The organism is Streptomyces sp. NPDC046215, from assembly GCF_040646215.1.
Classification (GTDB): domain Bacteria; phylum Actinomycetota; class Actinomycetes; order Streptomycetales; family Streptomycetaceae; genus Streptomyces; species Streptomyces stramineus.
In genome coordinates, this window is the sequence record NZ_JBEYZW010000064.1 from 18036 (window position 1) to 41003 (window position 22968).

The 22968-nt window shown below is 68.2% G+C and carries 22 protein-coding genes and 4 pseudogenes; 10 read left to right on the forward strand and 16 right to left on the reverse strand.

The annotated features are described in order from the left end of the window. The first annotated feature begins 69 nt into the window (after positions 1-69). The 3 genes and pseudogenes from ABZ951_RS24310 (at position 70) to ABZ951_RS24320 (ending at position 2108) form a co-directional block, all read left to right on the forward strand. Positions 70-285, forward strand: coding sequence for a hypothetical protein (locus ABZ951_RS24310; protein WP_344084202.1), 216 nt, complete (start codon positions 70-72; stop codon positions 283-285). Continuing rightward, positions 282-539: a hypothetical protein gene (locus tag ABZ951_RS24315; protein ID WP_344084206.1), complete on the forward strand. Its 258-nt coding sequence runs from the start codon at positions 282-284 to the stop codon at positions 537-539. The genes ABZ951_RS24310 and ABZ951_RS24315 overlap by 4 nt, the downstream gene beginning before the upstream one ends. Positions 540-592: 53 nt before the next feature. Then, positions 593-2108, forward strand: a pseudogene (locus tag ABZ951_RS24320) (hypothetical protein). Positions 2109-2406: 298 nt separating this feature from the next. Here ABZ951_RS24320 and ABZ951_RS24325 read toward each other — a convergent pair. Continuing rightward, entirely contained in the window at positions 2407-3114 is a 708-nt protein-coding gene (locus ABZ951_RS24325) for a hypothetical protein (RefSeq protein WP_344084209.1), read from the reverse strand. A 678-nt stretch (positions 3115-3792) separates the two neighbouring features. Here ABZ951_RS24325 and ABZ951_RS24330 point away from each other — a divergent pair. Further along, positions 3793-4254, forward strand: coding sequence for a DUF3224 domain-containing protein (locus ABZ951_RS24330; RefSeq protein ID WP_344084212.1), 462 nt, complete (start codon positions 3793-3795; stop codon positions 4252-4254). A 9-nt stretch (positions 4255-4263) separates the two neighbouring features. Here the strand turns inward: ABZ951_RS24330 and ABZ951_RS24335 are convergent. The 3 genes and pseudogenes from ABZ951_RS24335 to ABZ951_RS24345 all read right to left on the reverse strand — a co-directional run. Continuing rightward, a pseudogene (locus ABZ951_RS24335) lies at positions 4264-4781 on the reverse strand (IS5 family transposase); the annotation flags it as partial. Beyond that, positions 4664-5053, reverse strand: coding sequence for a hypothetical protein (locus tag ABZ951_RS24340; protein ID WP_344084319.1), 390 nt, complete (start codon positions 5051-5053; stop codon positions 4664-4666). The gene ABZ951_RS24340 and the pseudogene ABZ951_RS24335, both read right to left, overlap by 118 nt. Continuing rightward, the gene (locus tag ABZ951_RS24345; RefSeq protein WP_344084217.1) at positions 5050-5607 is read right to left on the reverse strand and encodes a transposase family protein; all 558 of its coding nucleotides are present in this window, start codon (positions 5605-5607) and stop codon (positions 5050-5052) included. The genes ABZ951_RS24340 and ABZ951_RS24345 overlap by 4 nt, the downstream gene beginning before the upstream one ends. Positions 5608-6183: 576 nt before the next feature. Here ABZ951_RS24345 and ABZ951_RS24350 point away from each other — a divergent pair. After that, the gene (locus ABZ951_RS24350) at positions 6184-6549 is read left to right on the forward strand and encodes a hypothetical protein (protein WP_344084220.1); all 366 of its coding nucleotides are present in this window, start codon (positions 6184-6186) and stop codon (positions 6547-6549) included. 869 nt (positions 6550-7418) lie between these two features. On the opposite strand, the gene ABZ951_RS24355 is transcribed toward ABZ951_RS24350, so the two are convergent. Next, the gene (locus tag ABZ951_RS24355) at positions 7419-7706 is read right to left on the reverse strand and encodes a hypothetical protein (protein WP_344084223.1); all 288 of its coding nucleotides are present in this window, start codon (positions 7704-7706) and stop codon (positions 7419-7421) included. 57 nt (positions 7707-7763) lie between these two features. Continuing rightward, a complete protein-coding gene (locus ABZ951_RS24360) occupies positions 7764-8207 on the reverse strand; it encodes a Ku protein (protein WP_344084226.1) in 444 nt (147 codons plus the stop codon). A 1469-nt stretch (positions 8208-9676) separates the two neighbouring features. Here ABZ951_RS24360 and ABZ951_RS24365 point away from each other — a divergent pair. Continuing rightward, on the forward strand, positions 9677-10168 hold the full coding sequence (locus ABZ951_RS24365; RefSeq protein ID WP_344084229.1) for a hypothetical protein: 492 nt from the start codon (positions 9677-9679) through the stop codon (positions 10166-10168). Between the two features lie 277 nt (positions 10169-10445). Further along, the gene (locus tag ABZ951_RS24370; protein WP_344084232.1) at positions 10446-11630 is read left to right on the forward strand and encodes an epoxide hydrolase; all 1185 of its coding nucleotides are present in this window, start codon (positions 10446-10448) and stop codon (positions 11628-11630) included. A gap of 202 nt (positions 11631-11832) precedes the next feature. On the opposite strand, the gene ABZ951_RS24375 is transcribed toward ABZ951_RS24370, so the two are convergent. The 8 genes and pseudogenes from ABZ951_RS24375 to ABZ951_RS24410 form a co-directional block, all read right to left on the reverse strand. Continuing rightward, positions 11833-13476, reverse strand: a complete 1644-nt coding sequence (locus ABZ951_RS24375) for a histidine decarboxylase (protein ID WP_344084235.1) — start codon at positions 13474-13476, stop codon at positions 11833-11835. Between the two features lie 821 nt (positions 13477-14297). Next, positions 14298-14612: a DUF5954 family protein gene (locus tag ABZ951_RS24380; RefSeq protein ID WP_344084302.1), complete on the reverse strand. Its 315-nt coding sequence runs from the start codon at positions 14610-14612 to the stop codon at positions 14298-14300. A 289-nt stretch (positions 14613-14901) separates the two neighbouring features. Then, positions 14902-15177: pseudogene (locus tag ABZ951_RS24385) on the reverse strand (DUF5954 family protein); the annotation flags it as partial. 315 nt (positions 15178-15492) lie between these two features. Then, entirely contained in the window at positions 15493-15876 is a 384-nt protein-coding gene (locus tag ABZ951_RS24390) for a hypothetical protein (protein ID WP_344084238.1), read from the reverse strand. Next, complete coding sequence (locus ABZ951_RS24395; protein ID WP_344084241.1) at positions 15873-16472, reverse strand: RNA polymerase sigma factor; 600 nt, start codon at positions 16470-16472, stop codon at positions 15873-15875. Before ABZ951_RS24395 ends, ABZ951_RS24390 begins: the two co-directional genes overlap by 4 nt. A 344-nt stretch (positions 16473-16816) precedes the next feature. Beyond that, complete coding sequence (locus ABZ951_RS24400; RefSeq protein WP_344084244.1) at positions 16817-17344, reverse strand: 2'-5' RNA ligase family protein; 528 nt, start codon at positions 17342-17344, stop codon at positions 16817-16819. 222 nt (positions 17345-17566) lie between these two features. After that, on the reverse strand, positions 17567-18040 hold the full coding sequence (locus ABZ951_RS24405; RefSeq protein ID WP_344084247.1) for a helicase associated domain-containing protein: 474 nt from the start codon (positions 18038-18040) through the stop codon (positions 17567-17569). Between the two features lie 718 nt (positions 18041-18758). After that, entirely contained in the window at positions 18759-19166 is a 408-nt protein-coding gene (locus ABZ951_RS24410; protein ID WP_344084250.1) for a hypothetical protein, read from the reverse strand. Positions 19167-19915: 749 nt separating this feature from the next. On the opposite strand from ABZ951_RS24410, the gene ABZ951_RS24415 reads away from it, so the two are divergent. Further along, positions 19916-20116, forward strand: coding sequence for a hypothetical protein (locus ABZ951_RS24415; RefSeq protein WP_344084253.1), 201 nt, complete (start codon positions 19916-19918; stop codon positions 20114-20116). A gap of 211 nt (positions 20117-20327) precedes the next feature. Here the strand turns inward: ABZ951_RS24415 and ABZ951_RS24420 are convergent. Both ABZ951_RS24420 and ABZ951_RS24425 read right to left on the reverse strand, forming a co-directional pair. Next, positions 20328-20889 (reverse strand): annotated as a pseudogene (locus ABZ951_RS24420) (DUF5753 domain-containing protein); the annotation flags it as partial. 117 nt (positions 20890-21006) lie between these two features. Further along, positions 21007-21141 (reverse strand): hypothetical protein, encoded by a 135-nt coding sequence (locus ABZ951_RS24425; RefSeq protein ID WP_344084256.1) that lies wholly within the window; start codon positions 21139-21141, stop codon positions 21007-21009. Positions 21142-21678: 537 nt separating this feature from the next. Between ABZ951_RS24425 and ABZ951_RS24430 the strand changes: the two genes are divergently transcribed. Together ABZ951_RS24430 and ABZ951_RS24435 are read left to right on the forward strand one after the other, a co-directional pair. Further along, positions 21679-21939, forward strand: coding sequence for a type II toxin-antitoxin system Phd/YefM family antitoxin (locus ABZ951_RS24430; RefSeq protein ID WP_344084259.1), 261 nt, complete (start codon positions 21679-21681; stop codon positions 21937-21939). Continuing rightward, the gene (locus tag ABZ951_RS24435; RefSeq protein ID WP_344084262.1) at positions 21936-22184 is read left to right on the forward strand and encodes a type II toxin-antitoxin system RelE/ParE family toxin; all 249 of its coding nucleotides are present in this window, start codon (positions 21936-21938) and stop codon (positions 22182-22184) included. The genes ABZ951_RS24430 and ABZ951_RS24435 overlap by 4 nt, the downstream gene beginning before the upstream one ends. The last annotated feature ends 784 nt before the right edge of the window (positions 22185-22968 follow it).

Here is a 22968-nt window from a genome sequence, read left to right on the forward strand (position 1 = left end):
AGTTCGTGCTTCATCTCGTCGTCACCGCGTACCCGGGGACGGGAGGCCGGTGACGCGGACACCGAGCGGGTGCTGGCGTCGGACTGGCAGATCCGGTTGCAGGCGTTGCTGCGCGCCCATCCGGAGGTCATCGACGAGCTGCGGCGGGTGCTGCATACACGGCTCACGCCGTCGCTGGACCCCGAGGAACAGGCCCGCGTAGGGGCGATCGTGATGAGGGCGGAGGCCTCCGGCGGCGGGCGGATGTACCAGGCCGGACGCGACCAGCACATCACGGAGAAATGAACCCGCCGGAACAGCGCGGTCCCGACGCTGAGGAGTCACGGCTGGAGGCCCGCGCGGCCGACCAGGCCCGGATCTACCAGGCCGGACGCGACCAGTACGTCACCGAGCGGGACCTGCACCTGCACTACGAGGACGGCGTACGGCGGGCCCGCCGGGCCGAGCCTGCCGGGGCTGCGGACGACGAGTGCCCGTGCCCGGGCCTGGCCGCGTTCGGTCAGGACCAGGCCCGCTGGTTCTTCGGCCGGGCACGGTGACCGCGGATCTGCTGGTCCGCCTCGACGACCGGATGCGAGGCGGCGGCCCGCTCATGGTGGTGGCTCCTTCGGAAGCGGGCAAGTCCTCGCTGCTCAGGGCCGGGCTGTTGCCCGCACTCGCCCGCGGCGCCCTGCCCGCCGCCGGGTCGGCGGACTGGCCGCGCCTGCTGCTCACCCCCACCGCACACCCCTTGGCGTCCCTCGCCGCCCGGCTGGCCGACGTCACCGGCGCCGATCCACCCGGTGCCGGATCCGCGGACGCACAGACCTGCGGGGCGCTGCTGAACGCGGCGGGCTCGGAGCAGTCCGGCAGCGACCGCCGGGCGCGCAGCCGTCCGATCGTGGTCGTCGACCAGCTGGAGGAACTGTTCACCCTGTGCACGTCCGAGCGGGAGCGGCGCGACTTCCTGGACGTGCTCGAACGCTTCACGAGGGCGGACGACGAAGCCGCGGACCCGGCCGGCCTGGTCGTACTCGGGCTGCGCTCGGACTTCTACACGCCGTGCACCCGTCACCCGTGGCTTCGGGCCGCGCTGGCACGGCCCGCTTCTCCTCGGACCCATGGCCGACAGCGAGCTGCGGGAAGCCATCGTATTCCCGGCCCGGGCGGCGGGGCTGGAGTGGGAGCCGGGCCTGGTCGAACTGCTGCTGCGCGAGATCGGCACGCGCTCCTCGGGCGGTCAGGCGAGCGGCCCGCCGGGCTCCGACCCGGCCGGTCATGAGGCCGGGCGCCTACCGTTGCTGGTCCACGCTCTGCGCGCCACCTGGCAGCAACGCCACGGCCGTACGCTCACCGTGGAGGGCTATCGGGCCACCGGCGGCATCGACCGCGCGGTCGCCACCACGGCGGAGAACCTCTTCACCGGCCTGGACAGTACGCAGCGGCGGAGCGCTCGCCAGCTGTTCCTGCGCCTGGTGAGGATCGATGCCGACGCCGAGGACACCCGCCGCCGGCTGTACCACCCGCATCCGCAGGACACCGGGGGAGACTCCGCCGCCACGACGGCGATAGGAGCGGGCGCGAGAGCGGGACGCGGGCCTCTCGCGCCAGGTCGCGGAGCGGGCCGACGAGCTGAGGGCGAGCGATCCGGCCCTCTCGATGCAGCTGGCCCTCGCCGCCTACCGCTTCTCCGACACCGAGGCGGCACGCAACAGCCTCCTCAGCTCGTTCACCGGGCCCTACCCGGAGCGATTCGTCGCAGAGCGCGAGATCGCGGGCCTCGCGGTCAGCCCGGACGCCCGGCAGGTCGCCACGGCAGCCCCCGACGGAACGGTGGAACTGTGGGACACCGACGGGTCGGCCGATCAGCAACCCGTACGGATCACGGGTCCCAGCGACTTCGGGGCCCCGGGGCCGCCGATGGTGTTCCACGCCCAGGGCCGTCTGCCGCCTTCAGCCCTGACAACCGCCTCGTCGCCGTGGGAACCAGTGCCGGGACCCTGCACATCTGGAACGTGGCCCCCGACACGGTGGCACGAAGGATCTGCCAGGCGGCCGGCACGTCCATCACCCGAGAGGAATGGACACGCTACTTCCCGAGCATCCCGTACCGGCCCCCTTGCCCTTAGCCCCCTCACCGACCAGCGCTGGGAGGAGACCACCGCGCGGGGCGGCGCGTGGAAGGCCGGCGACTTGTCCGTGTGCGGGAGCTGCCACGCCGACGACGTCGCCCGCGAGAAAGGCGCCGCCGAAGCGCTCTGGGAGCCGACCCCACCCCGGAGCCGGAGCCGGAGCCGGACGGCCGCGACCAGGTGCCGGGCAAGCCGCGCCGCGGCCTGTTCCGCCGACGGGACTGACCAGGGCAAGCCGAAGATGCCCCTGGGCAAGTTCTCCATCGTGGCGGCTTGCCCAGGCGGCCGGCCCCGACTACACCAGGGCGGCGGCCACGGTCTCGAGGACGGCGAGCTGTTGCGGGCCGATGGGTACGTCGGCCTGGTGCAAGGAGCGCAGCGTGGTGCCTTCGGCGCACAGCCTGCACAGCCCGACTACCGGTACCGCACCGGCGCCGAGGAGGGTGTGCGAGGTGGTGCTGTCGTAGACGGGCCGGTAGCAGCCGGGGCAAAGCCGGCAGTCCTCGGGCTTGTCCGCCGGCGGCGCGTCCGGGCCGAGGAGCGGGACGATCCGGCAGACGTTCTCCCCGGCTTCGGCCCACAGCTGCATCGGAAGCTCCGCGCGACGCTCGAAGACGACGTCGGCGTCCGGGCCTTCGGTGGTGCGGACCCGGGCGAGCGTCCCGACGCCCTCTTCGGGGTAGCGGGGGATGAACACCAGGGCGGTCTCGAAGGCCGGCCCCTTCTCCACGGAGATGCCGTGCGGCCGGCCCGTCGCGAGAGCCGTGCCGAGCTCGTCCAGGCCCTGCCCGTTGTCGTCGTTGCGCAGCCGCAGTGGCCGGACAGCCGGGAGGCCGTCGACCTCGGCGGGCGAGGACGTGATCAGGATGCCGTTGCCGGACCGGCGCACGTCCAGGTGGTACATGCCCTCGGTGGAGTGGAACGCGGTGCCGAACCACTCCGTGGCCGACGGGTCGTTCCCGCCGCGCGAACGGCGCGGTTTCTGCCGCTTGTGACGTCCCATGGTGCCTCGCAACGTGGCCCTTGCACGGGCCGAACGGTCCGCCGAACCCCTCAACCGGTAGCCCTGCCGCCCAGGCACGCCCCACGTCTGGAGATCACCTGTCCGGCCTCGCCCGCGATGCACCCCGGCCCGGCGGAGTGCTGCACCGGGAGGAAGGGCCACGGGAAGCTGGAGGGTTGCCCCCAGCGGGGGCTGAGGGTGTGACTGAAACCGGGATCCACCCATCGCGCTTATCAGATCTATCACCTGTCAGGAAGTTGCGTCCGCGGCGAAGAACAGTGGGAGCGGGACGCCGTGGAGCACACCTGATTTCCAGCCTTCCGCACACGCAGTGAGGTTCGACTGCGACAGCCCATCAGTGTGCTGCACGGGCTCAGGGCCTGACGCCCTGGCCCGGACCGACCGCTGGCATGGTCGGCGGGCCGGCACATGACGGCCCCTTTCCGTCACCGGTTGCCTCGCTGTGACGTCCTCGACTCAGGAGGACGTCACAGCGAGGCCCCGAGGATGACTCCGGCCCGGGCGACGAACCCATTCGAGCAGACCGGACCGGCACCGCATTTGTTTCAGGCGCGTGCGGGCCAGAGCAATCTGCCCCGGATCCCCGGACTGCGGTTTCTCGCACTCACGATCCAGGCGCGGGTGCCAGGGCCTGTCCGGCTGATCACGTGACCTCTCATGGTCGGCCTGACCAGCGTCGATGTCAGTGGTGCACAGTACGCTCCGGGGATGCGAGCTTCAGGAACATTCACAGTTGTCGACTTCACGCCCGCCCCGGTACCCAGCCCGGCGATCGAGACCGCGGTGCCCGTTGGCATCGCCACGATGGACAAGCAGTTCGAAGGCGAGGTCGCCGGGCGGTCGGCCACGCTGTTCACCTCCGCATTTGACCAGTCCACAAACACAGGCACCTACATCGCCATGGAGTCCTTCGAGGGGGCGTTGCACAGCCGGGCGGGCACCTTCAACTTCGCGCACTCCGCAACGATGTCGGGCGGAAGCAGGCAAGGCGAGTTCTTCGCCGTCATCGTCCCGGGCAGCGGAACGGGCGAGCTGGCCGGGATCACCGGTACCGGAGGCATCGCGATCGACCCTGACGGCACGCACCGGATCTGGTTCGATGTGGACCTCGATCAGTAGCTCAGCAGGTCACGGGCGGAGCCACAACCGGATCGGGGCCACAGTGACGGTGCCGTGGTAGACGTAGGCGCGCTTGTCGAACCTCATCGCCACAGCCCGGAGTTCTTCAGAGCGTTGATCGTCCGCTCCACTTCGTTCCTGCGCTTGTAGATCGCCTTGTCGAAGCCGGCGGGTCGGCCACCCCTGCTGCCGCGGGCTTGCCGGTTGGCCCGCTGGTTCTTCGGTTCGGGGATGGAGTGCTTGATCTGACGACTTCGCAGGTAACGGCGGTTTCTTCGGGACGAGTACGCCTTATCGCCACCGAGATGGTCGGGCCGGGCGCGCGGGTGTCCGCCGCCCGCACGGCCGACGCGGATGCGCTCCATGACCGGGATGAGCTGCGGGGCATCGCCCCACTGGCCAGGTGTGATCAGCAGAGCGAGGGGACGGCGGCCACCTTCCCCGGCGAGGTGGACCTTGCAGGTGAGGCCGCCCCGGGAGCGTCCGAGCCCCTCGTCGGGGCGGTGCTGGTGTGACGGGCTGCGGCGCGCTGACGGTCTGCCGCGCGGCGCTCCGCGGGTGTCAGAGGGGGTGGGCTTACAGGGGCACCGGCTTGCTCGGTGTCCTTGTCCCAGGTCCAGTAGGCCAGGTGCCAGTGCTCGCTGATCCACAGCTGGACTCCATCGACGTTGCGCTTCTGTGGGGCGAAGACCTTCCAACGTGCTCCCACGGCCAGTACCTGCATGCCCACCTGCACGCCCTCCGGCAGGGAGGGGAACGCGTTGAGCAGGAGCACCTCGATCTTCCGGCCGCCTGTCACCGGCGGAACCTGGACAGCCAGCACGGCGTAGGCCTTGCCTCCGGCCTCGCCGGTGCGCGTGACCGTGCCGTGCACGGCCACCGGGTGCTCCAGCCTGCCGCCGTCGGCAATTCGCTGGTGCAGCCGGGCGAGTTCCGGCTGACTGGCGCCCCGAAGACGTCCGTGATGCGAGCCCCGGCCCGCCTTGCGAGCGCGAGACCGGCCGAGATGAGCGTCGATCGAAGCCGTTCCGTCCGCCGGCCGAACCGGCGAGTGAGCCCCGGTGCCTGCTCGGCGAAGGTCTTGCGCGGACAGGAACGCTCCGAGCAGACGAACCGGCGCACCTTCAACGCCACCACGACAGACTTGCCCGCCGTCGGCAGATCATGAGGAAATCGCAGATAGGAGCCATGTATGCGCTCCGGCAGGTGCCCACAGCCCGGACATGTTGCCTGCCGGGCAGTACTCAGGGCCTCCACCCGGACGACCATGCCGGTCGACTCGACCGACTCCACCAACACGTTCTTCAGCGAGGGGAACAGCAACTCTTCGAGCTGCGGCTGTACTTCGTTCACGGCGCAGCACTGTCGACCACACGGCACACCGGCCGGGCGATTTCCGGGCTATTGCAGCCAGCCTCACGAGGAGATCGACAGTCACGCTGCGTACGCGACCACACGAAGTGGCGCGGTGGCCCGCTGCCGCCACGCGTCGAAACGCCATGGGTGACTGTGCTCCTGCAGCAGCCGGATGCCGATCGTGAGCTCTAGCAGCGGGCGCCCCTCCGATGCCACGTGTGTGCAGGCGAGGTCTTCAGCGGTGAAGTGGAGTCGCAAGGTCCACGCGTGAGTGTTGCCGTCGACGTTCGTTTCGGATGAGCCCGAGACAAGTCGATCCCCCAGGCGCTCTGGCCGAAACTGGTGAGGCGCCACCACCGGAATTCACTCACCATTGAGTGGGAAACGATGCGCATACGCAACAGAGAGGACCTGCTCGATTCCGTGCCATAAGAGGTCCGGGGCGATATCCGGTACGTGTGCGATGGCTGCGCGCTGGTACAGGACCACGCACAGCATCATCCTCAAGAGGTTGCAAGAAACCCAGCAGCCGAAGGATGCAACACCAATAACTCTGATCTCTAAGGAGACGACATGCGGCGCAACATCAAGCGAGTAGCCACGGTGGTCGGTGCGGCGACGGCTGCCGTCGCCATGCTGGGACAGGGCGTTGCGCAGGCCGCCCCCATCAGCCGCACGACCTCCTGCGCCAAGTTCTCCGGTGACTACACCTACTGGAAGAATAGCGATGGCTGGTACGGCTTCAGCCTGAGTGGCAGCATCACGCGCACCTGCGCGGGCAGCGCGGTCCACGGGATCCAGGTGAAGGGGGATGAGAAAGGCGGCGATGGCTTCTACTACGACTACGAGGGTCACAGCCTCAGCCAGGGCCAGTCGATAAAACTCGCCGGGTTCTACGCGTCCGGCGGCGTCAAGAACATCCGCATCGCGCTCGATTGACGCCCTTCCCACCGGGCCCGCCAGCCTGCGGGCCCGGGCCAGTGGCCGGCCGTCTCGCTGAACCTGCCCGCGCACGTCACCGCCGTCGCATTCCACGCGGAGACGGGGCAGCTGGACCTGCGCCGGATTCGGCCGCGTTCGCCACTCAGCTCCGGCTGACCAGCTCCCGCGGATCGTCACCGCGGCGAACAATGCGGTCGGCACCCAGGTAGTTCATGCCGTCCGAGTCCTGGCCCCGGCGCGTAGGACCTCTGTCTTCGACACCGTCGAGTCGATGAGTTCGGGTTCTGGTCCACTCGTGTGGACTCAGCCGAAACTGCGGCGCCCATGCGACAGCTGACCCAGTGCTCCGCAGGTGAGGCACCTACGTCTGAGGTACATGTCAGCGGGCGCGGACGGCACCACACGAAGTGGACCAGAACCCGTTCTTGTGTACAAAGCCACCCCGCCGAACGGATTCATAGAGTCACTGTGGCCGACCCGTCGGACGGTCGCGGCCCTTTTGGTGTTGTTGCTCCAGACCTGCGCGGGCACCCGCAGGACCGGCATGTGGACCGGCATCCTCTTCTGCGGCCTGCCACTGGCACCAGCCCGCAGCCTCCAAACGCCGGGAGAGCGCCTGCTCACGTTCATGCCGTGACCCGCAGGGCCTGGAGCGCGTGCCGGAGTGACAGAGGCAGTGGTCTGGGTGCTGTCCGGCGTAGGTAGGGTCGTGATCAGCCGTTGCGGTGTTATGGGGACACCGCAACGGCTGGCTGCGCCCCCTGGCAGCAAGCGCCGGCCGTGACACAGCCAGCTGTGGTGCCGTTGCCCGGTGCGGGGGGCACGCCTCTTGCCGTCGCCCCAGGGGGGCGGTCTCCTGCCTCGGCTCAGCCGGTCCGTCGTTTCTTCGCAGCCGGCGCCGTCTTCTTCCCGCCGGGCTTGGTGACGCCTGCAGTGGTCTTCTTAGCGGCGGTCTTCTTCGCGGTGGCCTTCGTGGTCTTCTTGGTCGGGGCCGTCTTCCTGGGCTGGGCGGGCGCCGCCTCGCCGGTGTCTGTGTCGGCGCGGTCGATGGAGGCCTGGAGCGCGGCCATCAGGTCGACGACATTCGAGGTTGCCGGCGTGGTCGCCTCCTCTTCCATCCCGGTGGGTGCCGGCTGGTTTTCGGCCTTCGACATCACCAGCTCCCGCAGAGCGGTCTGGTAGGCGTCCTCGAGGGTGTCGAAGTCGAAGCCTTAGGAGATGCGTTCCATCAGGCTCGCGGCCATGGAGATTTCCTGCGGCCTCACCGTCACCGAGCCGGGGGGTGCCAGGCCGGCGGGGTCGCGGACTTCGTCGGGCCACGGCATGGTGTGCACGGCGAGCAGGTCCCCATGGACGCGCAGCAGGGCCAGCGGCTCCCGGCTCCGGATAGTGATTTTCGCGATGGCGACGCGCTCGGTCTGTTTCAGAGTCTCGCGCAGCAGCACATACGCCTTGTTGGACGCGGCGCTTGAGGGGGCCAGGAGATAGGGCTTGTCGAGCTGGATCACATCGATGTCACCGGCGTCGACGAAGGCGAGCACGTCGATCAGCTTCTGACTCGGCAAAGGCAACTGCGCCTCCTCACGTTTCTGCGCGGGCGTTGCCGATCGGATGATCAGCTCGTTAGGGCGCAGGGGGGCTGTCTCCCTGCGCACGGTCCGGTGGCTCTCCCGGGCTTTTGGAGGCGTGTGCTTCGTTCATGACATGACGACTGGAGTGTGCGCGTGCGGCGATCGTCCAACAACAGTAGGCGCCTGAAGGTAGCTGGAATCTCGGTCTCTGTCGTTGCGGTGATGACGGTGGCGCCGGCGCCGGGTCATGCGGCCGCGAGCCACGGCTACGAGGTCTTCACCGAGGCGAGAAGTGTTTGGTCCCCGCCTGACGGGGTGGAGAGCGTCACCGTCTATCTGTGGACCGCGGGCGGGGGCGGAGGCGGGGGCGGGGGCGCCGGGGGCGGTGGTGGCGGAGAGGGCTCGAGCGCGAGCCCGACAGGCAACAATCGTGGTGGAGGCAAGGGGGCCAGAGGTGCGAGCGGCTCGGGCGGTGCGGGCGGCGGTGCCGGTTCCCTCTTCTCGTGCCCCATCCGATTGGATCCCTCCCGTTCTCCGTTGCTGGAGGTTTCCAACGGACCGGGCGGCGACGGTGGTCTTCAGGGCAGGGGCGGCAAAGGCGGGAAGGCCGGTGTCGACTTTTTCGCCGGCGACGGCTCCGCGGGAACACGCGGTACCCCGGCCCCTTCCCTCGCCTCCAGCACAACCAGCGGCCTCACCGAGATCAAGGTGGTCACTCCCGAGGCCCTGGGGGCCCGGGGAATTTCGAGGTGGTCCGATGGAGGGACAGGTGGGGGTGGGGGCCTGGCCGGTGACGGGGGAAGAGGCGGTGACGAGACTGTTCGCGACCCCGCGGATACACCTTCCAAGGGCGCGCAGTGGTTGGTCGGGCAGCCCGGGCGCCACAGCTTCGACTGCAGGCTCCTGAAGGCCGGTACGGCCGGACACCCCGGTATGGCCGGGACCTTTTACGGCGGCCAGGGTGGTGAGGGAGGAACCCTGACCGGTGCCGCGATCACCCTGCCCGGTGGTGCCCGGTATGCGCCCCCCGCCGGGACCGGCTACGGTGGCCACGGCGGACAAGGAGGCTTTCCGGGGCACGGAGGCTCAGGAGGTGTCCCCGGCAACGGCAGCCACCCCGGCGGAAACGGACAAGACGGCGTCCCCGGCTCGCCTGGTCGACCCGGCATGGCCGTTGTCACCTGGTAGCCCACACCGCCCCGGGCGGACGGGCGGACGCCAGTATGTCCTCCGCACCGGCGTGCGGTGAGTTCCTCGATGCGGGAGCGGGGTTCTCCGGTCTGTTCGCCGACGTCACGTTCGCGGGCATCGACGTACTCCAGGAAGGCCTTGCTCTGCGGGTTATCTGCAATGGGATGATCACCGGGAACCCGGATGGTCCTACGTGCCCCCACAGCACCCTCTACATCCCCCAACCCGCCAAGCCGGCGACTGGGCCGAGGTTCTGAGGGCGCGATGGGGCGGCTGGGCCGCTGCTCTCTGATCTTGCCGTTGCTTCGCCACCCCGGTCTCCTCCGCTCCCGCCCGCCAGGCGGCAGGATGGGCGGATGGCGATGAGCGAGACGGAACTGCTGGCCCTCCTGCGTGAACTTGACGACCCCGAACGGCTGGAACGGCCGCTGCACTACGACCGCGCCGCGACCGGCGTCTCGTTCGGCGGTCTGGTGCGCCGGCTCGAAGCGGACTTCGGGGTCCCGTGCGAGTCGGAGCGGGACAGCCAGGACTCCAGCGAGTACGGGCGCGTCCGCGTGCCCGCGGACGCGACGGTCTGCGGGACGCGGATCGTGGTCTGTGTGAGCAAATTCGGCTCCCTCGCCGAGGTCTGCGCCGATAATCCGGGGGCCTTCCTCGGCACGGTCGAGGCCCGCGAGGAGGGGGCGCTGGACCCCGGAGACCTCGCTACCGTGGAGCGGGCGCTGGCCGAACTCGGCTACGTGAACGTCCCTGAGGAACTGCTGGAGAGCGACTACGAGGGCCCCAGCGCGTTGGAGCGCTTCGCAGCGCGACCCACCTGGTGGACACGGTTCTTCGGCACGGTCTGGTGATCCACCCGCCCGGCGGGCACGCTCAACCCACTGCTGCGCCCGCCGCCGGGCACACCGGTGTAGACCGTGGCCTGGCCGCCTCCGCCTGCCAGTGGCCAGTTGTGATTCCCTGCTCGTGGCCTTTTAGCGGGAAGTTAACTGGCCACGACTTTCACTAAGGGTGACGAGATTACCTGGCGCGGTGAAGCCGGGCTGTGCGGTGGAGTCGCGCTTTGCATGACACGGACCGTTCCGCGGTCGACGCCGAACGACCTGCTCCACCCCTATCTTGATCACTATGAGCGTTGACATCACTCCGTTTCGTATCCAGATCCCGCAGGCCGATCTGGATGATCTACATGACCGTCTGGCCCGCACGCGATCGCCGTATCCGGTGCCCGGTACCGGCTCGGACTGGGACCGGGGCATCCCACCGGCCCACCTTCATGAGCTGGCCGCCTACTGGTCGGACGGGTTCGACTGGCGGGCCCACGAAGCCAGGCTGAACACCTTCCCGCAGTTCTTGACCGAGATCGACGGGCAGACCATCCACTTCCTGCACCTGCGTTCGCCGGAACCGGACGCCATCCCGCTCCTGCTCAACCACAGTTACCCGACCTCCTTCGTGGAGTTCTTGCAGACGAGCGGCCCGCTGACCGATCCACGCGCCCACGGCGGAGACCCAGCCGACGCGTTTCACATCGTCATCCCCTCACTGCCCGGCTTCGTCTTCTCCAGCCCCCTGTCAGCACGCGGCTGGAACCTCGAACGAACCGCGACGGCCTTCGGCGAGCTGATGACCCGCCTGGGTTATGAACGCTTCGGCGTGGAAGGAGGCGACCTGGGCGCCGGCGTGACCGGCCGGATGGCGATGCTCTTCCCCGACCGGGTCATCGGCGCACACACCCACGGAGACCGGCTCCAACTCGGCATGGCCGGAGAAGACCTCCCCGTGCCCGACGGCCTCAACGCCGAGGAACGCGCCGAGCTCGAAACTGCGCAACGCAGCTGGTCGCAGATGAAGGGCTACCGGGTCCTGCACTCCACCGAGCCCAACGCCCTGTCTGCCGGCCTGGCCGACTCCCCGATCCTGCAGCTGGCCTGGATCGCCGAAAAACTCGCCGAATGGGCCAACCCCGCTACACCGCTCAGTCGCGAGGACGTCCTGATCACCGCCAGCCTCTACTGGTTCACCCGCACTGGACCCGCAGCAGCCGACTTCTACTGGGAACTGGCCCACGCCCCCAACAAAGGCTGGGGCGAACCGTCGGACGTTCCCAAATGGGCGCCTCGCTGTTCTACAGCAACCCGCTCGTCCGCAAGGTCCTCCACCCCGGCGGCGGGCCGTCCTTCCTCCGCGAGCACGCTGAAGGCGGACACTTCCCCGCCTTCGAAGTTCCCGACCTGTTCATCGACGACATCCGCGCCTTCTTCCGCCAGCTCCGCCGCTGATACCAGCACGGCGAAGGCCGCGCTCAAGTGAGGAGCCTGCACCTGCGACCTGCCGCACCGATTCAGACTTCACCACCAACCCGAAACACACCCACGTACGGCCACTTAGCGTCACGGCGCTAAGTGGCCGTACGTGTGACGAACCTGCTGGTGATCGCTAGGGGGGTGATGCGTTGACCTGCGGATCTAGTGATCGTCATAGGGATTTTGCTGTGGCGTGACGCGGTTCTGGGTCAGCGTTGGTGGGGGAGTGGGGGCCGCTGCGCGTCTTTGTCTGCGGAACGGTCGAATGCTCCGGGCTGGGCGAGGTCCTCGAGGAGTTCGTCGATCAGTTCCCGGGTGACGTGTGGCATGACGTAGACGTGGCTGTAGTCATGGCGGATTCCGCCGCGGTTGAGTGGTACGCAGGCCAGTGAGTACTTCTGTGTGATCTCAGCCCGCGGCTGCTGGAACCAGACGCTGAGTGCGTGGTCGCCGTGACCGACCTCGATTCCGTCCTCGGCCCAGGGCTCACCGCGTTCCCGCAGCTGTTCGCTCAGCCGGCGCAGGCGTTCGGCTGTGTACTCGGCGATCCGCAGGACCTCGGCGGCCTGCCGTACCTGCTGCTCCTCGCTGAACTGGGCGAGGTGGTTCCACATGGCCAGGGAGGCGAAGCCGCTGCGGGAGCCGGCGAAGGTGCTGTCGGGAGAGGAGACGACCGCCGGGTCGGACGGCGGGCGCAGCTTGGATCCCGCGCGGGACATGTAGATCCCGGTGGGGACGGGCGCGCCGGGGTACTTGTGCCCGCTGGTGACGATCGAGGACACCTCGGGGATCCGGAAGTCGAAGGCCGGGGGTGCAGTTTCGATGAGTCCGCTGTCGCGGGCTTTCTCCAGGTAGGGGGCGTAGGCGCCGCCGAGCGCCCCGTCGACGTGGATCCAGTACCCGTTGCGGATGCTGACCCGGGTGGGGTCATCGGGGTCGAAACGCACGGCGCGGTCGACGAGGCCGTGCCGTGCGAAGACGGGTCGCAGGCGCTCGCAGGCGCCCTGGACGTCGTCGTAGGCGCCCTTGAAGACGCTGCCGATGTTGAAGTTGACCAGGACGGGGTGGCCCTTGGCGGCGAAGAAGTCCACGAGGGCTACCAGGGCGTCGACATCGACCGTGCCCGGCCCTTCGTCGCCGCCGGTGGTCGGGACTCCGCCGAGCGGCCACCCGTTGTACGTCTGCATGCCGGTGCCGGCCACGTCGATGGGGCACTCGCCCGGGTAGAGGCTGCCGCCCAGGTCGTAGAAGGTCGGGATGTCCAGCACCCGCATCGCCTTGATGTGCGAGTAGTGGGTCTCCTGCGAGAAGAACGCTACCGGCATGTAGGCGTTGGGGTTGTCGTCGCTGTGTTGGGCCCGCAGGTAGGTGGTGCGGCAGCTGGCATCGCCGGAGACCTCGTCACGCACCAGGGCGTTGCCGTCCAGGTAGTCACGGGCGTTCCACATGGCGTACAGGTTGCCCTCGGTGCTGCCCATGGACAGCACGTATCCCCACCCGTCCGTATCCCCTGGACTGGCCGGGTCTGCGGGCAGCGGGGCGTGCCACAGGCGGGCGTAGTGCTCCAGGACCGCCCGTTCCAGCCACCGCGAGTGCAGGCTGTAGTTGCTGTCGACGAACGGGTCACCGATGTTGTTGATGTGGTATCCGAGGAAGCGCCCCAGCGCGGCGTGGCCGTCGAGCGACAGGTTCACCTGGTAGCCCAGAAGACGCTCCCGCTGCCCGCCCAGGTACCGCTCCAACTTGGCAAGGACCGCGGTCCGCTGCTCATCGGTGTAGGCCTCGCTCCCCAGCCGGTAGTCGTCGTCGGCCGGCCGTGCCGTGAGATGCCTGTCGGAGTGTTCGGTAATCATTCGATGTCCGATTCTGAGCGGCATCGCGAAACCTCTGGAAGCGGGGATCGCCGCCAGGCGCCAAGGGTCTCGGGAATCGCTCGGATCCAAGGGGGCAGATGGGTGCGCGGGCCAGCCGCCTATACGGCAGTCAACGGGCGGTTGCCAGTACTGAACTGGTCGGTCGCCTGTCGTTGAACTGCCGAAGCGGCGGCTGCCGCAAAGCGCGGGTGTCCTGTCCAGGAACTCGCGGTGCACAGGATATGCGTGACGCGCTGCCCCGATTGCTCATCCTTCTGTATGTATCTCCATCTGGTTATTTCAAGTGAAAAGCGTTTGACATCAGTTATCCAGGAGTGCCTTCGGGAGTGACGTTTCGGCAACTCCTCAGAAAGGCGGCTTTCTGTCGCAGGAGTGTGCTGTAGCCGCGTTCTTTTCCGTCCGGGACCAGTCCCGGGCGGCGTCGGCTGCGGCCTGCAACCCGGTCCGCGCCCCTGCCGTCCTCGCCCGGGCCGGCCCGGACACGCTCGCTGAACGCGACGGCGAGCAGATCGCCCTCCACGCCCAAGGGCAGCGGCCCTGGGCGCTCGCCGGCGTCGTCCGGCGCGAGGCAGAAGACCGGCTGTCCGCACCGCTCGAAGGCACCAGGAGCGGTGTCCGCCACCGCGCCTGTCCGAGGGTGCAACACCGCAACGTGTTGCACACCTGACCTGTCATTTTGTGCCGGATCTCTGGCTGCGGCGCAGTGCTGCGCCTCCGCGTCGCAGCCACTGGTACGAGACCTGGGCCAGCGCGGCTCCGGGGTCTCGTGCGGTCCAGCTCAGCCGTCTACGCCGGTGATGTCAGGCTTCGTCGTTCTCGTGGCTGTAGTGAACGGTGCTCTCTTCATCGAGGGAGGGGTGGAGTTGCGAGAGGGGGTGACTGTTGGTGTCGGACGGGCGCGGATTTCCCGGCCCGTCGGGGCCCCGGCGGAGCAGCCGGCGGGCGCGGCAGTTCTGGTGGACGGTGCCCCCGGCCTTGAGCTGGTTCGCGCGTTCGGTCGGCAACCGGTCGGCAGCCGGAGCATGCCCGGCCAGCTCTCCGGCCGCGGGAGCGGTTCCTTCCGCGGCCGCCGTGCGGGCGTCGGCCGTTCTGTCGTCGGCGTCCCAGGGAATCAGGCTTCGCTGGCGGGGTTCGGATCAGGTCAGGGCGAAGTCCAGCGGCTTGCGGGCGTTGTGGGCACCGGCGTGCGCACCGCTGCCGGCCTTCCACCCCGGCCTGTCCTTTCCACACCCCTGAACACCGGAAGGCAGCAGCATCAAGGTCGAGCTGGGGCGTAAGCGCCTTTGGGGAGTCCCGGCGCACGTCCTCGGGGGAACGGGCCTTGGCGTAGCCCAGATCGCGCAGCGCCGGCGTTTTTGCGGCCTGGACGGGCTGACCGGCGCTTCGGGGTCCCGGGTCAGACCGTCATCGATCCGCGCGTCCCCGGGCCCCGCGGTCCCCGTGGGGGACGGAGGGCCCGGGGCCGGTCGGCCGGGCTGCTCGATGCCTCCCGCCCCAGCCCGGCGTACTCCTCAGCACGCACCACCCGATAGCGGTTCCGAGCACGGTGAGCTCATCAACGCGCTCGCTCTCCAGCCGGGCTACCGCCGCCAGCCGGGCTACCGCCGCCAGCAGGGCACGTCGCTCCGCCGTGCTCTGCGCCTCGTCCTTGGCACGGAACCACAACAGCGTGTTGAGGCTGTCCCGTGCCTGCCGCGGACAGCGGGCCCTGCGTCGCGACCGCCACGTGCCACCGGGGTGCTTCGCAGGCGATCTGTGCGGCCACCCCGGTCAGCGGCTCCCGCACCAGCGCCCTGTTCACGTTCAGCGGGGCGTCGAGTGCGTCGGCCTCCGCGGCCGACTCCGGATCCTCCGGATACCCGGCCTGAGATCCGCCGCATCCAGTCCGGACTCATTTCTCCCTGACCCGTACGCTCATCCTGCCGACCGCAGGCTGTGCTCACGGGGGTTTCCTGATCCCTGGACGAGTCATGTGCGAATGATCAGTGGCGGTGGTCACCGGGAAGCGGCCGGGACGTTGACATGGGCTGTCGGCTCGTTCGTGGCCTTCGCCGCCGGGTGTGCCGTGGTGAAGGTGCAAACGCCGTCCGCACACTGGCGCTCCAGACGACCGAGGGAGATGGTCTGCGCCAGGCCGGCCATCCAGCAGGTAGGGCAGCCGCGGAAGGCGATCAGTGCCAACGGGGCCGCCAGCAGAGTGGCCGGGCCGGCGACGGGCACCAGGGCGATCGAGCCGATGATCAGGCCGAAGCCGATGGCGCCGCGTGCCAGATGGCGCGGGACGGACTTACTGGCGAAGTCCGTCCCGGGCGCGGCGGACTGTGCGGCGGCCCAGGCCTTCGCGCCCTGCACGGGCTGCACGGGCTGTATGGGGTTCACGGACGTGAGGCTCCTGCGAATGGTCGGCCGATGGTTTGATCGAGTGGTTGGCCTGTCACTGCCAGGGAGTGACGCAGTGCTGCGCGTGCTCTGTGCAGCCGCGACTTCATCGCGGCGCTGCTCAGGCCGAGCGAATCGGCGACGGTTCTGCCGGGCAGGCCCTGTACGTCCCGCATGATCAGGACCTGCCGCTGGTCACGGGGGAGGGCGCTGACCGCAGCCGCGATGCGCTCCGCCTCCAGCCTGCGCAACACCGCGTCCTCGGCGGACGGTTCCGCAGCCGCCTCCGGCTCGGCAGTCGCCTCGTCGCTCCGCGAGACAAGCAGCCGTACCTGCCGGAGGCATTCGTTACGCACGATCCGGAACATCCATGAGGCAAGCGCGCCCGTGGCCCGCAAAGTGCCGATCTTCCGATAGAGGATGATCAGCGCCTCCTGCGCCGCGTCCTCCGCGTCCTGCGGTGAGGAACACAGCGACAGGGCGAACCTGCGCACATGAGGCTGCGATTCCATGACAACGGTGGTGAGCGAAGCGACGTCGCCGTCCTGAGCGGCCTTGACCAGCCGCTCGTCCGGCCAAGTGAAGCGTTGGTTCATCTGAGACTCCTACCCGGAAGCGCTCTACAGGCAGGATGCCGGTCAGCTTCGGCCCTTGTAGCGCCGCATCAGATGCCAGCTGCACGCGCCCACGAGCAGGGCTCCGATCACTACGAGGCTGGTGACCATCATTGGTGGTTCCTCCCGGTTCTGCCGGCCCGTTCGGCCGGCACACAGACAAGAGGCAGGGAGATCCCCAAAGGATTCACCTCCAGCCGAAGTCTCTTTTGAACCCCCACTCCCACAGCCACGGCACACGGGGCGCAAAGGCCGGGAAACGACGGCGAGCACCGCGCCACGTCGTCGAACCGGCCGCGGCCAGGGGGAGGACCGGCGGGCGGTGTTCACGGCCCGCCCGGGACGCCGAGCGGCGCGGTGAACCGCGACTGCCAGCCCTTCTTCGTCAGCACCACCAGCTGGACCGCCGCCGCACAGGCGCGCAGCGGCAGCAGGCTGCCGATCGCAGCGCGGACATGGGCGGCAGCCGTCGGGTCGTCTGTACCCATAGCGACCGTGACATGGGCGGCGGGCCGCGCCCCGAAGCGGCCCCCGTACGGGCGCAACCCGGGCCACTGGGCACGGAACGCATCGACGACCGGCTGGAGTCCCGGAACGGTGACGGCGACGAAGCCGGACGCCGTCACGACCTCCTCCAAGAGCAGATCAGCTGCCGGAAAACTCGCCGCCAGGGAACGCACGCCCTCCTCGTCCTGACCCGTCAGCGCCGATTCCGGCACGAACGGGTAGAGGAGCGAGACGTGCGCCGGCACCCCACGACGCACCAGAGCAGGGTCGATACGCCACGCCGCATCGAGAAGCGGGGCGGCATCGGGCAGGACAATGACGACGGCAGTGGTCCCCGGCTCTGGCACGCCCTCATCATCGCAGGCCAGCCCGCTACTGCGCCCATTGCACTCCAAGAGCAGCGAGCTGTTGCAGCCTGTCGGTGGTGAGCTGCTCGCGCCTGCTCTTGCTATTACTGAGGAACACCCCGAGTCAGATCTCCGCGCCGTCCTCCAACTGCTCTACGTGGGCCCTGGGAACTGTCAGGGAACCGGTGCAGGCTTGTACTGCGCCAGGCCGCCACGCCCCGCTCAGGGCCGTCGTGGCCGGCTGGCGGCTGTTTCCGGCCCCGGGGCCGGGGCGAGTGGGATGACACTGATGACCTCCAGGCATTCGCGCTGCCCGCCCGTCAGGGCTGCCCAGACCTCCGGTGTCCGCTGTCGGGCGAGCCACTTCCCGATGTCCATCCCGTGCACGGTGACGCCCGGTTCGACGTAGGCGAGGATGCTTTCCTCGGCGAGGATCTCCCGCACCACGGCGTAGTGCCGCTGCCACTCCGGCGACCACGACGGGTTCCAGTCGTCATCGACCTCGCGCAGTGCTGTCTCCCACTCGGAGTGGCCCTCCAGCGCACCCGGGCGGCGCAGGTTGGACAGCCACTGCCCCACCGGCCGGCCCAGCATCGTCGCCGACCGGGGCGCGCACAGCGTCCAGCGCTGCTCGTAGTACGCCTTCGCGGCCTCCAGGTTCTCCTGGAACCGCTCATCCGCCGGGCTCCAGACCATGCTTTCTCCAGCCGCCGAGCGCGCAGGCCGCTCATCTGCCCCGCCCCGTAGGCCCGTCGCTGCTCCGCGACCCACTGCCCGAGGGGGTACGTGGGCCGGGGTCGGCGACTGCTTCCAGTAGTTCAGGTGTTGCCTTTGAGTTGAAGGAAGTTCTGCGGTCTGGCGTCTGGGAAACAGAGGGGAAACCGGCATCGGGTCTTTGTTTCTTGTTTCGCTGCTGGTGTCCAGGCTGTCTTGGGGGAACTGTTGGAAGCGGCACTTGCGTGAAGTCGGCTGCCCTGTGGACCCCGGCCTTCCCGCACGTGGGCCTGTCTCTGCCGGAGGCTCCCGCCCCAGGCACTGGTGGTCCGGCGCATGCCGAGTGTGTCCAGGTCTGTCCGGCGCTCTGCACTCAACTTGTCGGGACGTTTGTGAAGGTTGTCGAGGACCGTGCCGAGCTGCATCTCCAGGGGTTTTTCCGTGCCGCCCTGATGGCCTGACGATGCGTTTCCTGGTTCCAGGTGTTCGGTGTGTTTGCGGGGTACGTTGAGGTGGCCTTCCCGGAGCCTGGTGTGGGCGTCGTCTGAAAAAAGTGGCTCTGTCTCACATTCCCGCCACCGGGTGCTTCGGCTCACGGCAGCAGCCCACTTCGATCAGCAGGCACCGGGTGAAAGGCAGCGTAATTCCCCGTGGGCCGGTCTTCCAGTCGAGCAAGCTATTGTGGTGGGTCGGGTTCTCATCAGGTCCGCATGCGCTTATACGCAGAACAGGTGCTGCTCTGGATGTTCTTGAAACGCCAGCTGCCTGCGCACACCTGGAAGTCGATATTGCGCCCCTCGGGGAAGTTCTTGTTCTTGTACCGCCACTGGCCCCCGTTCTTGGATCCAGCGGTGTTCCAGACGGCGCCCTCGCGCACTGTGTGCTGACTAGGGCCCTCGACTATCCGCCAGACGACGACGGCGGAAAGCCCGTCTTTCTTGGTATCCAGGAGGTAGATCCAGTCGCCACCGGGCATGAAGCACCCCTGGCCGCGATCGTTCGATATGCACCGCACATAGCCGCCCGAGGGCTGCGACTTCGTACCACGATCATGCTCAAAGGTCACTGCGGAGGCGGTGCTGACCGTCAGCAGCGTGGAGGCGGCCACACCCCCGAGAACGATGGCGAAGCGGGACTTACGCGTAGTCAAAAGGACCCCCGAAGAAGTACCGGAGCACCTGCGGCAACAGACGCACGATGATCGTATTCGTTCGAACGGTTTCGCCGGGCCGTTCTGGCCCCGGCTGATCGCCTGCATGGCCACACCAACTGGTTGACCGGAGCCTACAGAGGCGGGGCGAGACTGTCACCCGTCTGCGTCTGCGCCTGCCGGGGCAAACGGACGGCCCCGGGGTGGGTGCTCGGTGATGAGTTGTCGCCGCGGCGCCCCTCGTGCTGATGGGCCTGGGAGGTCGAGCAGCAACTGTCCGCTGGCGACGATCGATCCCCAGCGACATGGCTGCTTAGCTCGGGCCGCGGAGGGCGTCCCACACCAGCTCGCCGCGTGCCACAGCCTGCCGGACAAGGGAGGAGCGCTGGTGTCACGTGAGCTGCCGAAGCTATGAGACTCACAGGCCGTTTCCACAGGTAGACGTGGAGATCTGTGAGGCTGTGAGCCTGTGAGGTAGAGCTCGCCCCCGTGCTTCCGTACGCCCAGGCCCCGCCCGTCCGGTGGATGATGGGGGCATAGGCGAGCACAACTAAGACCAGGACGGCGTCGCCGGACTGCCACGGCCGCCGGTGACGACCGCGCAGACCCGGGAGATGACGGTCGGGCCTGCGCGAGGCGATGGACGACGACGTCCGGCGCTCCGTGGCGGTGCTCGCCGCCCGGCCCGCGACGCACACGCCGCCCGCGTGGGGTGCCGCTCTGCTACAGCTGACCGGGCGCCTTTCTGCAACGCGGAGTTCGGCATCAGCCGCTCCCAGGCGTACCGGCTGCTCGACGTCGCCCGCGCCCTGCCCACGATCCACGGCGCCATCGCGGCCGGCACCGATCCGTCCCGCACCGACCCGGCCGGCGCACTCGACTACGGCCTGTCCCAGCGCGGGCCCTGATCGCCGTCTCCGGCCGCAGCGACGGCCATGGTCCGCGCCAAACAGCGCCTCCGAGATCACGCTGGACGCGACCTTCAAGTTCGCGCCGTTCTCCGCCCGCCGGGTGATCATCAACTGGGCCGCGAGTGCGAACGTGGTGGTGTCAGCGGGGTGGGCGGCAGCCGTTGAATTTCCGTGGTGAGGGTTCTGAGCTGCCTTTTTCCCGTCTGTCTCAGAACAGCTGCATCAGCCTCCACAGCAGGTCGCGGCTCTCATCTGAGTTGAGGCTGTACTGCTGCAGCGTCTTCAGTGCCGTCTCGTACTGGTCGATGTCCCACGGCTTCTCCAGGTAGAAGGCGCTGGCGAGGGGTTCCACGTACACCACGTCCGGCAGGTGCGGGACTCCTGTCGGCGCTGAATGGCATGATTTGCAGCTGCACGTTCTCACGCTCAGACACGTCGGTCAGATGCTGGATCTGGCCGCGCATCACCTCAGGGTCGCCGTAGGGGCGATGCAGCACGGACTCGTCCAGGACGATATGGACCTGCGGGGCGTTCTCGGAGACGAGGAGCTTCTGCCGCTCAAGACGTACGGCCACGGCCCTTTCGATGTCGACCTCGCTTGCGATGCTCATGCCGTTCCGCATCACGGCGCGGGCATATGCCTCTGTTTGCAGCAGGTCGTGCACGAAATACACCTCGTATGAGCGGGTCCGTGAGGCCGCGTGCTTCAGGCCGACGTATGTCGGATACCAGCTGGGCAGTACGTCCGAGTAGCGGTGCCACCAGCCGGAGTCGGCGATCGAGCGTACGGTGAGGGCCCGGAAAGCCGGCGTGCGGGCGCGGAGATTGCGGGCCCCGCGGCTCCCCAGGTTGTTCCCTCCAGCAGGGCGTCGAAGTCATCGTTTTGCTCAGCCATACGAGCCTTCTTCTTCGCGCTGCTTCGCCTTCGTCCGCCACCGGTACAACAGCCCTTCGATCGCGCGGGTCGACTTGGCGTCCACGATCTGCTGAATCTCCTCCTGGGTGTAGCCGTCGACCGTCAAAACGATGGCGCCCGGGTCCGCGGGTCGTCGATGCCCCGGAGATCCTGGAGCACCCGCAGGTTGCCCAGCACTTCTTCGGCGACGCCCCGCACCATGAATCTGTCCTCGGTGGTGATCTCCTCGGTGGCCTGGCCTCTGCGCCACGCTTCTGCTGTATGCGGTGGCGCCGGTACTCGTAGGGGAATTCGTAGGCGGATGCCCCCATGAAGTACGTGGCGATGCTGGCACCGCCGTCGGCCCGCCATCCGGACTCGACCAGGGCCCGCTGCCGGAAAACCGGAAGGGCCCTGACCACCGTCATCATCGCGAGCTCCTCCCGAAGGTCGCCCTTGGCTTTACAGGACCCAGAGCAAGCGGAACGCCAGCCAGCTCACCCAAGATCAAGATCAGCTGCTGTCCGAGATCCTCCCAGCAGGGAGTATTGAGGAGCCTTGATGATGGAGAAGGGCGCGGAAGCAGTGCGGTGACGCTTGCTGGGGGCCTGCAATCGGACGACCAAAATGTACCACTAGATTAATCTAGTGGTACGATGTGGGTATGACGGAGATTGCTATCAGCGCCGCTCGTTCCCAGCTCGGTGATCTTGTACGGCGTGCCGCGCACGGCCGGGAGCGCATCGCCCTGACTGATCACGGGCATGTCGCCGCAGTGGTCGTCTCGCCTCAGGTCCTGGAGGACTACGAGGATTCCCTGGCCATCCTCCAGTACGAGCTGCGCGAGGCACGAGGCGACGCCAGCGGCCGCAAGACGATGGCCCAGGCGCGTGCCGAGCTGCTCGGTGAGGGAACGGCCGCGTGAGTTACAGCGTCGAACTGGAGCCGGCCGCACTGAACGCTGCTGCTCGTTTCCTGAAAGACGACCCGGTGGGTCTGAAGAACGTCCTGGACGCTCTCGACGCTCTTGCCGGCAACCCTCGTCCCGTGGACAGTTCCACGCTCGGCGCTTACCGCCGCTTGCGCATCGGCCCCTACCGTGCCCTGTACGCGGTCGAGGATGAGACCGTACGCGTGATCGTCCTTCATCTGGGACGCATCACACCTTGAGCTGCGGATTCGGCTCCAGGCCGTGGGGGTGCCCTTCGCAAGATGGGCCCCACAAGCGCGGGGCCCATCTTGCGACCAACTGCGGCGTTGCATCACCGGCTGTCCTCGGTCGCTTCCCCAGACCGGGAAACGCCGTTCTTTCAAACAGATGGTCCTGCTGCTGTGCGTCTTCGTGGAGCGGGTACGGCCGTTCTCCTGGGGTCTGGGAGGGGGTCGGGGCCGACGGGGAACGTGTCATGTTCGGACTCTGGCTCTGCAAGATCTGCACCGGCCTGAGGAGCGGTCAACTTGCCGAGGGCGGAAGCTGGTTGATCCCGGGTATCCTCCGGGAGGTCGGCGTCGTTTCCCGGGAGAGGAGCGCTCCGGATTCTCAGAGATTCCGTAACTTTTCTGCCAGCGTTTCCGCTAAGGAAGCACCCCCGGATTACTACCGTGAGAGCTCGCAGGGGGGAAGCTGTCTGGGTCCGCAGGGCCTCATACCTTCCGAACGAGAGCGGCTCGTGGCACCTCTGGTGAACCCAGCAGGCCCAACCTCGCGGAGCCGACCCACAGCCTGCTACTCCGTCATCTCTGCTGCTGGCCTGAGGAGTTCGCGGAGCGAGCTCCGTTTGGCGAGAGACCGCGGAGCGGTATCTCGCAAGCTCGGATCGCGGAGCGAACCGAGCCCCGGCCGCGGAGCGGCCGGCCTGCGTCACGGAGTGACGCAGCGTCAGCGATGCGGAGCATCGTGATGTATCCGTCGCGTAGCGACGGCGCGTCGTGTTCGCGGAGCGAACCGCGCGTC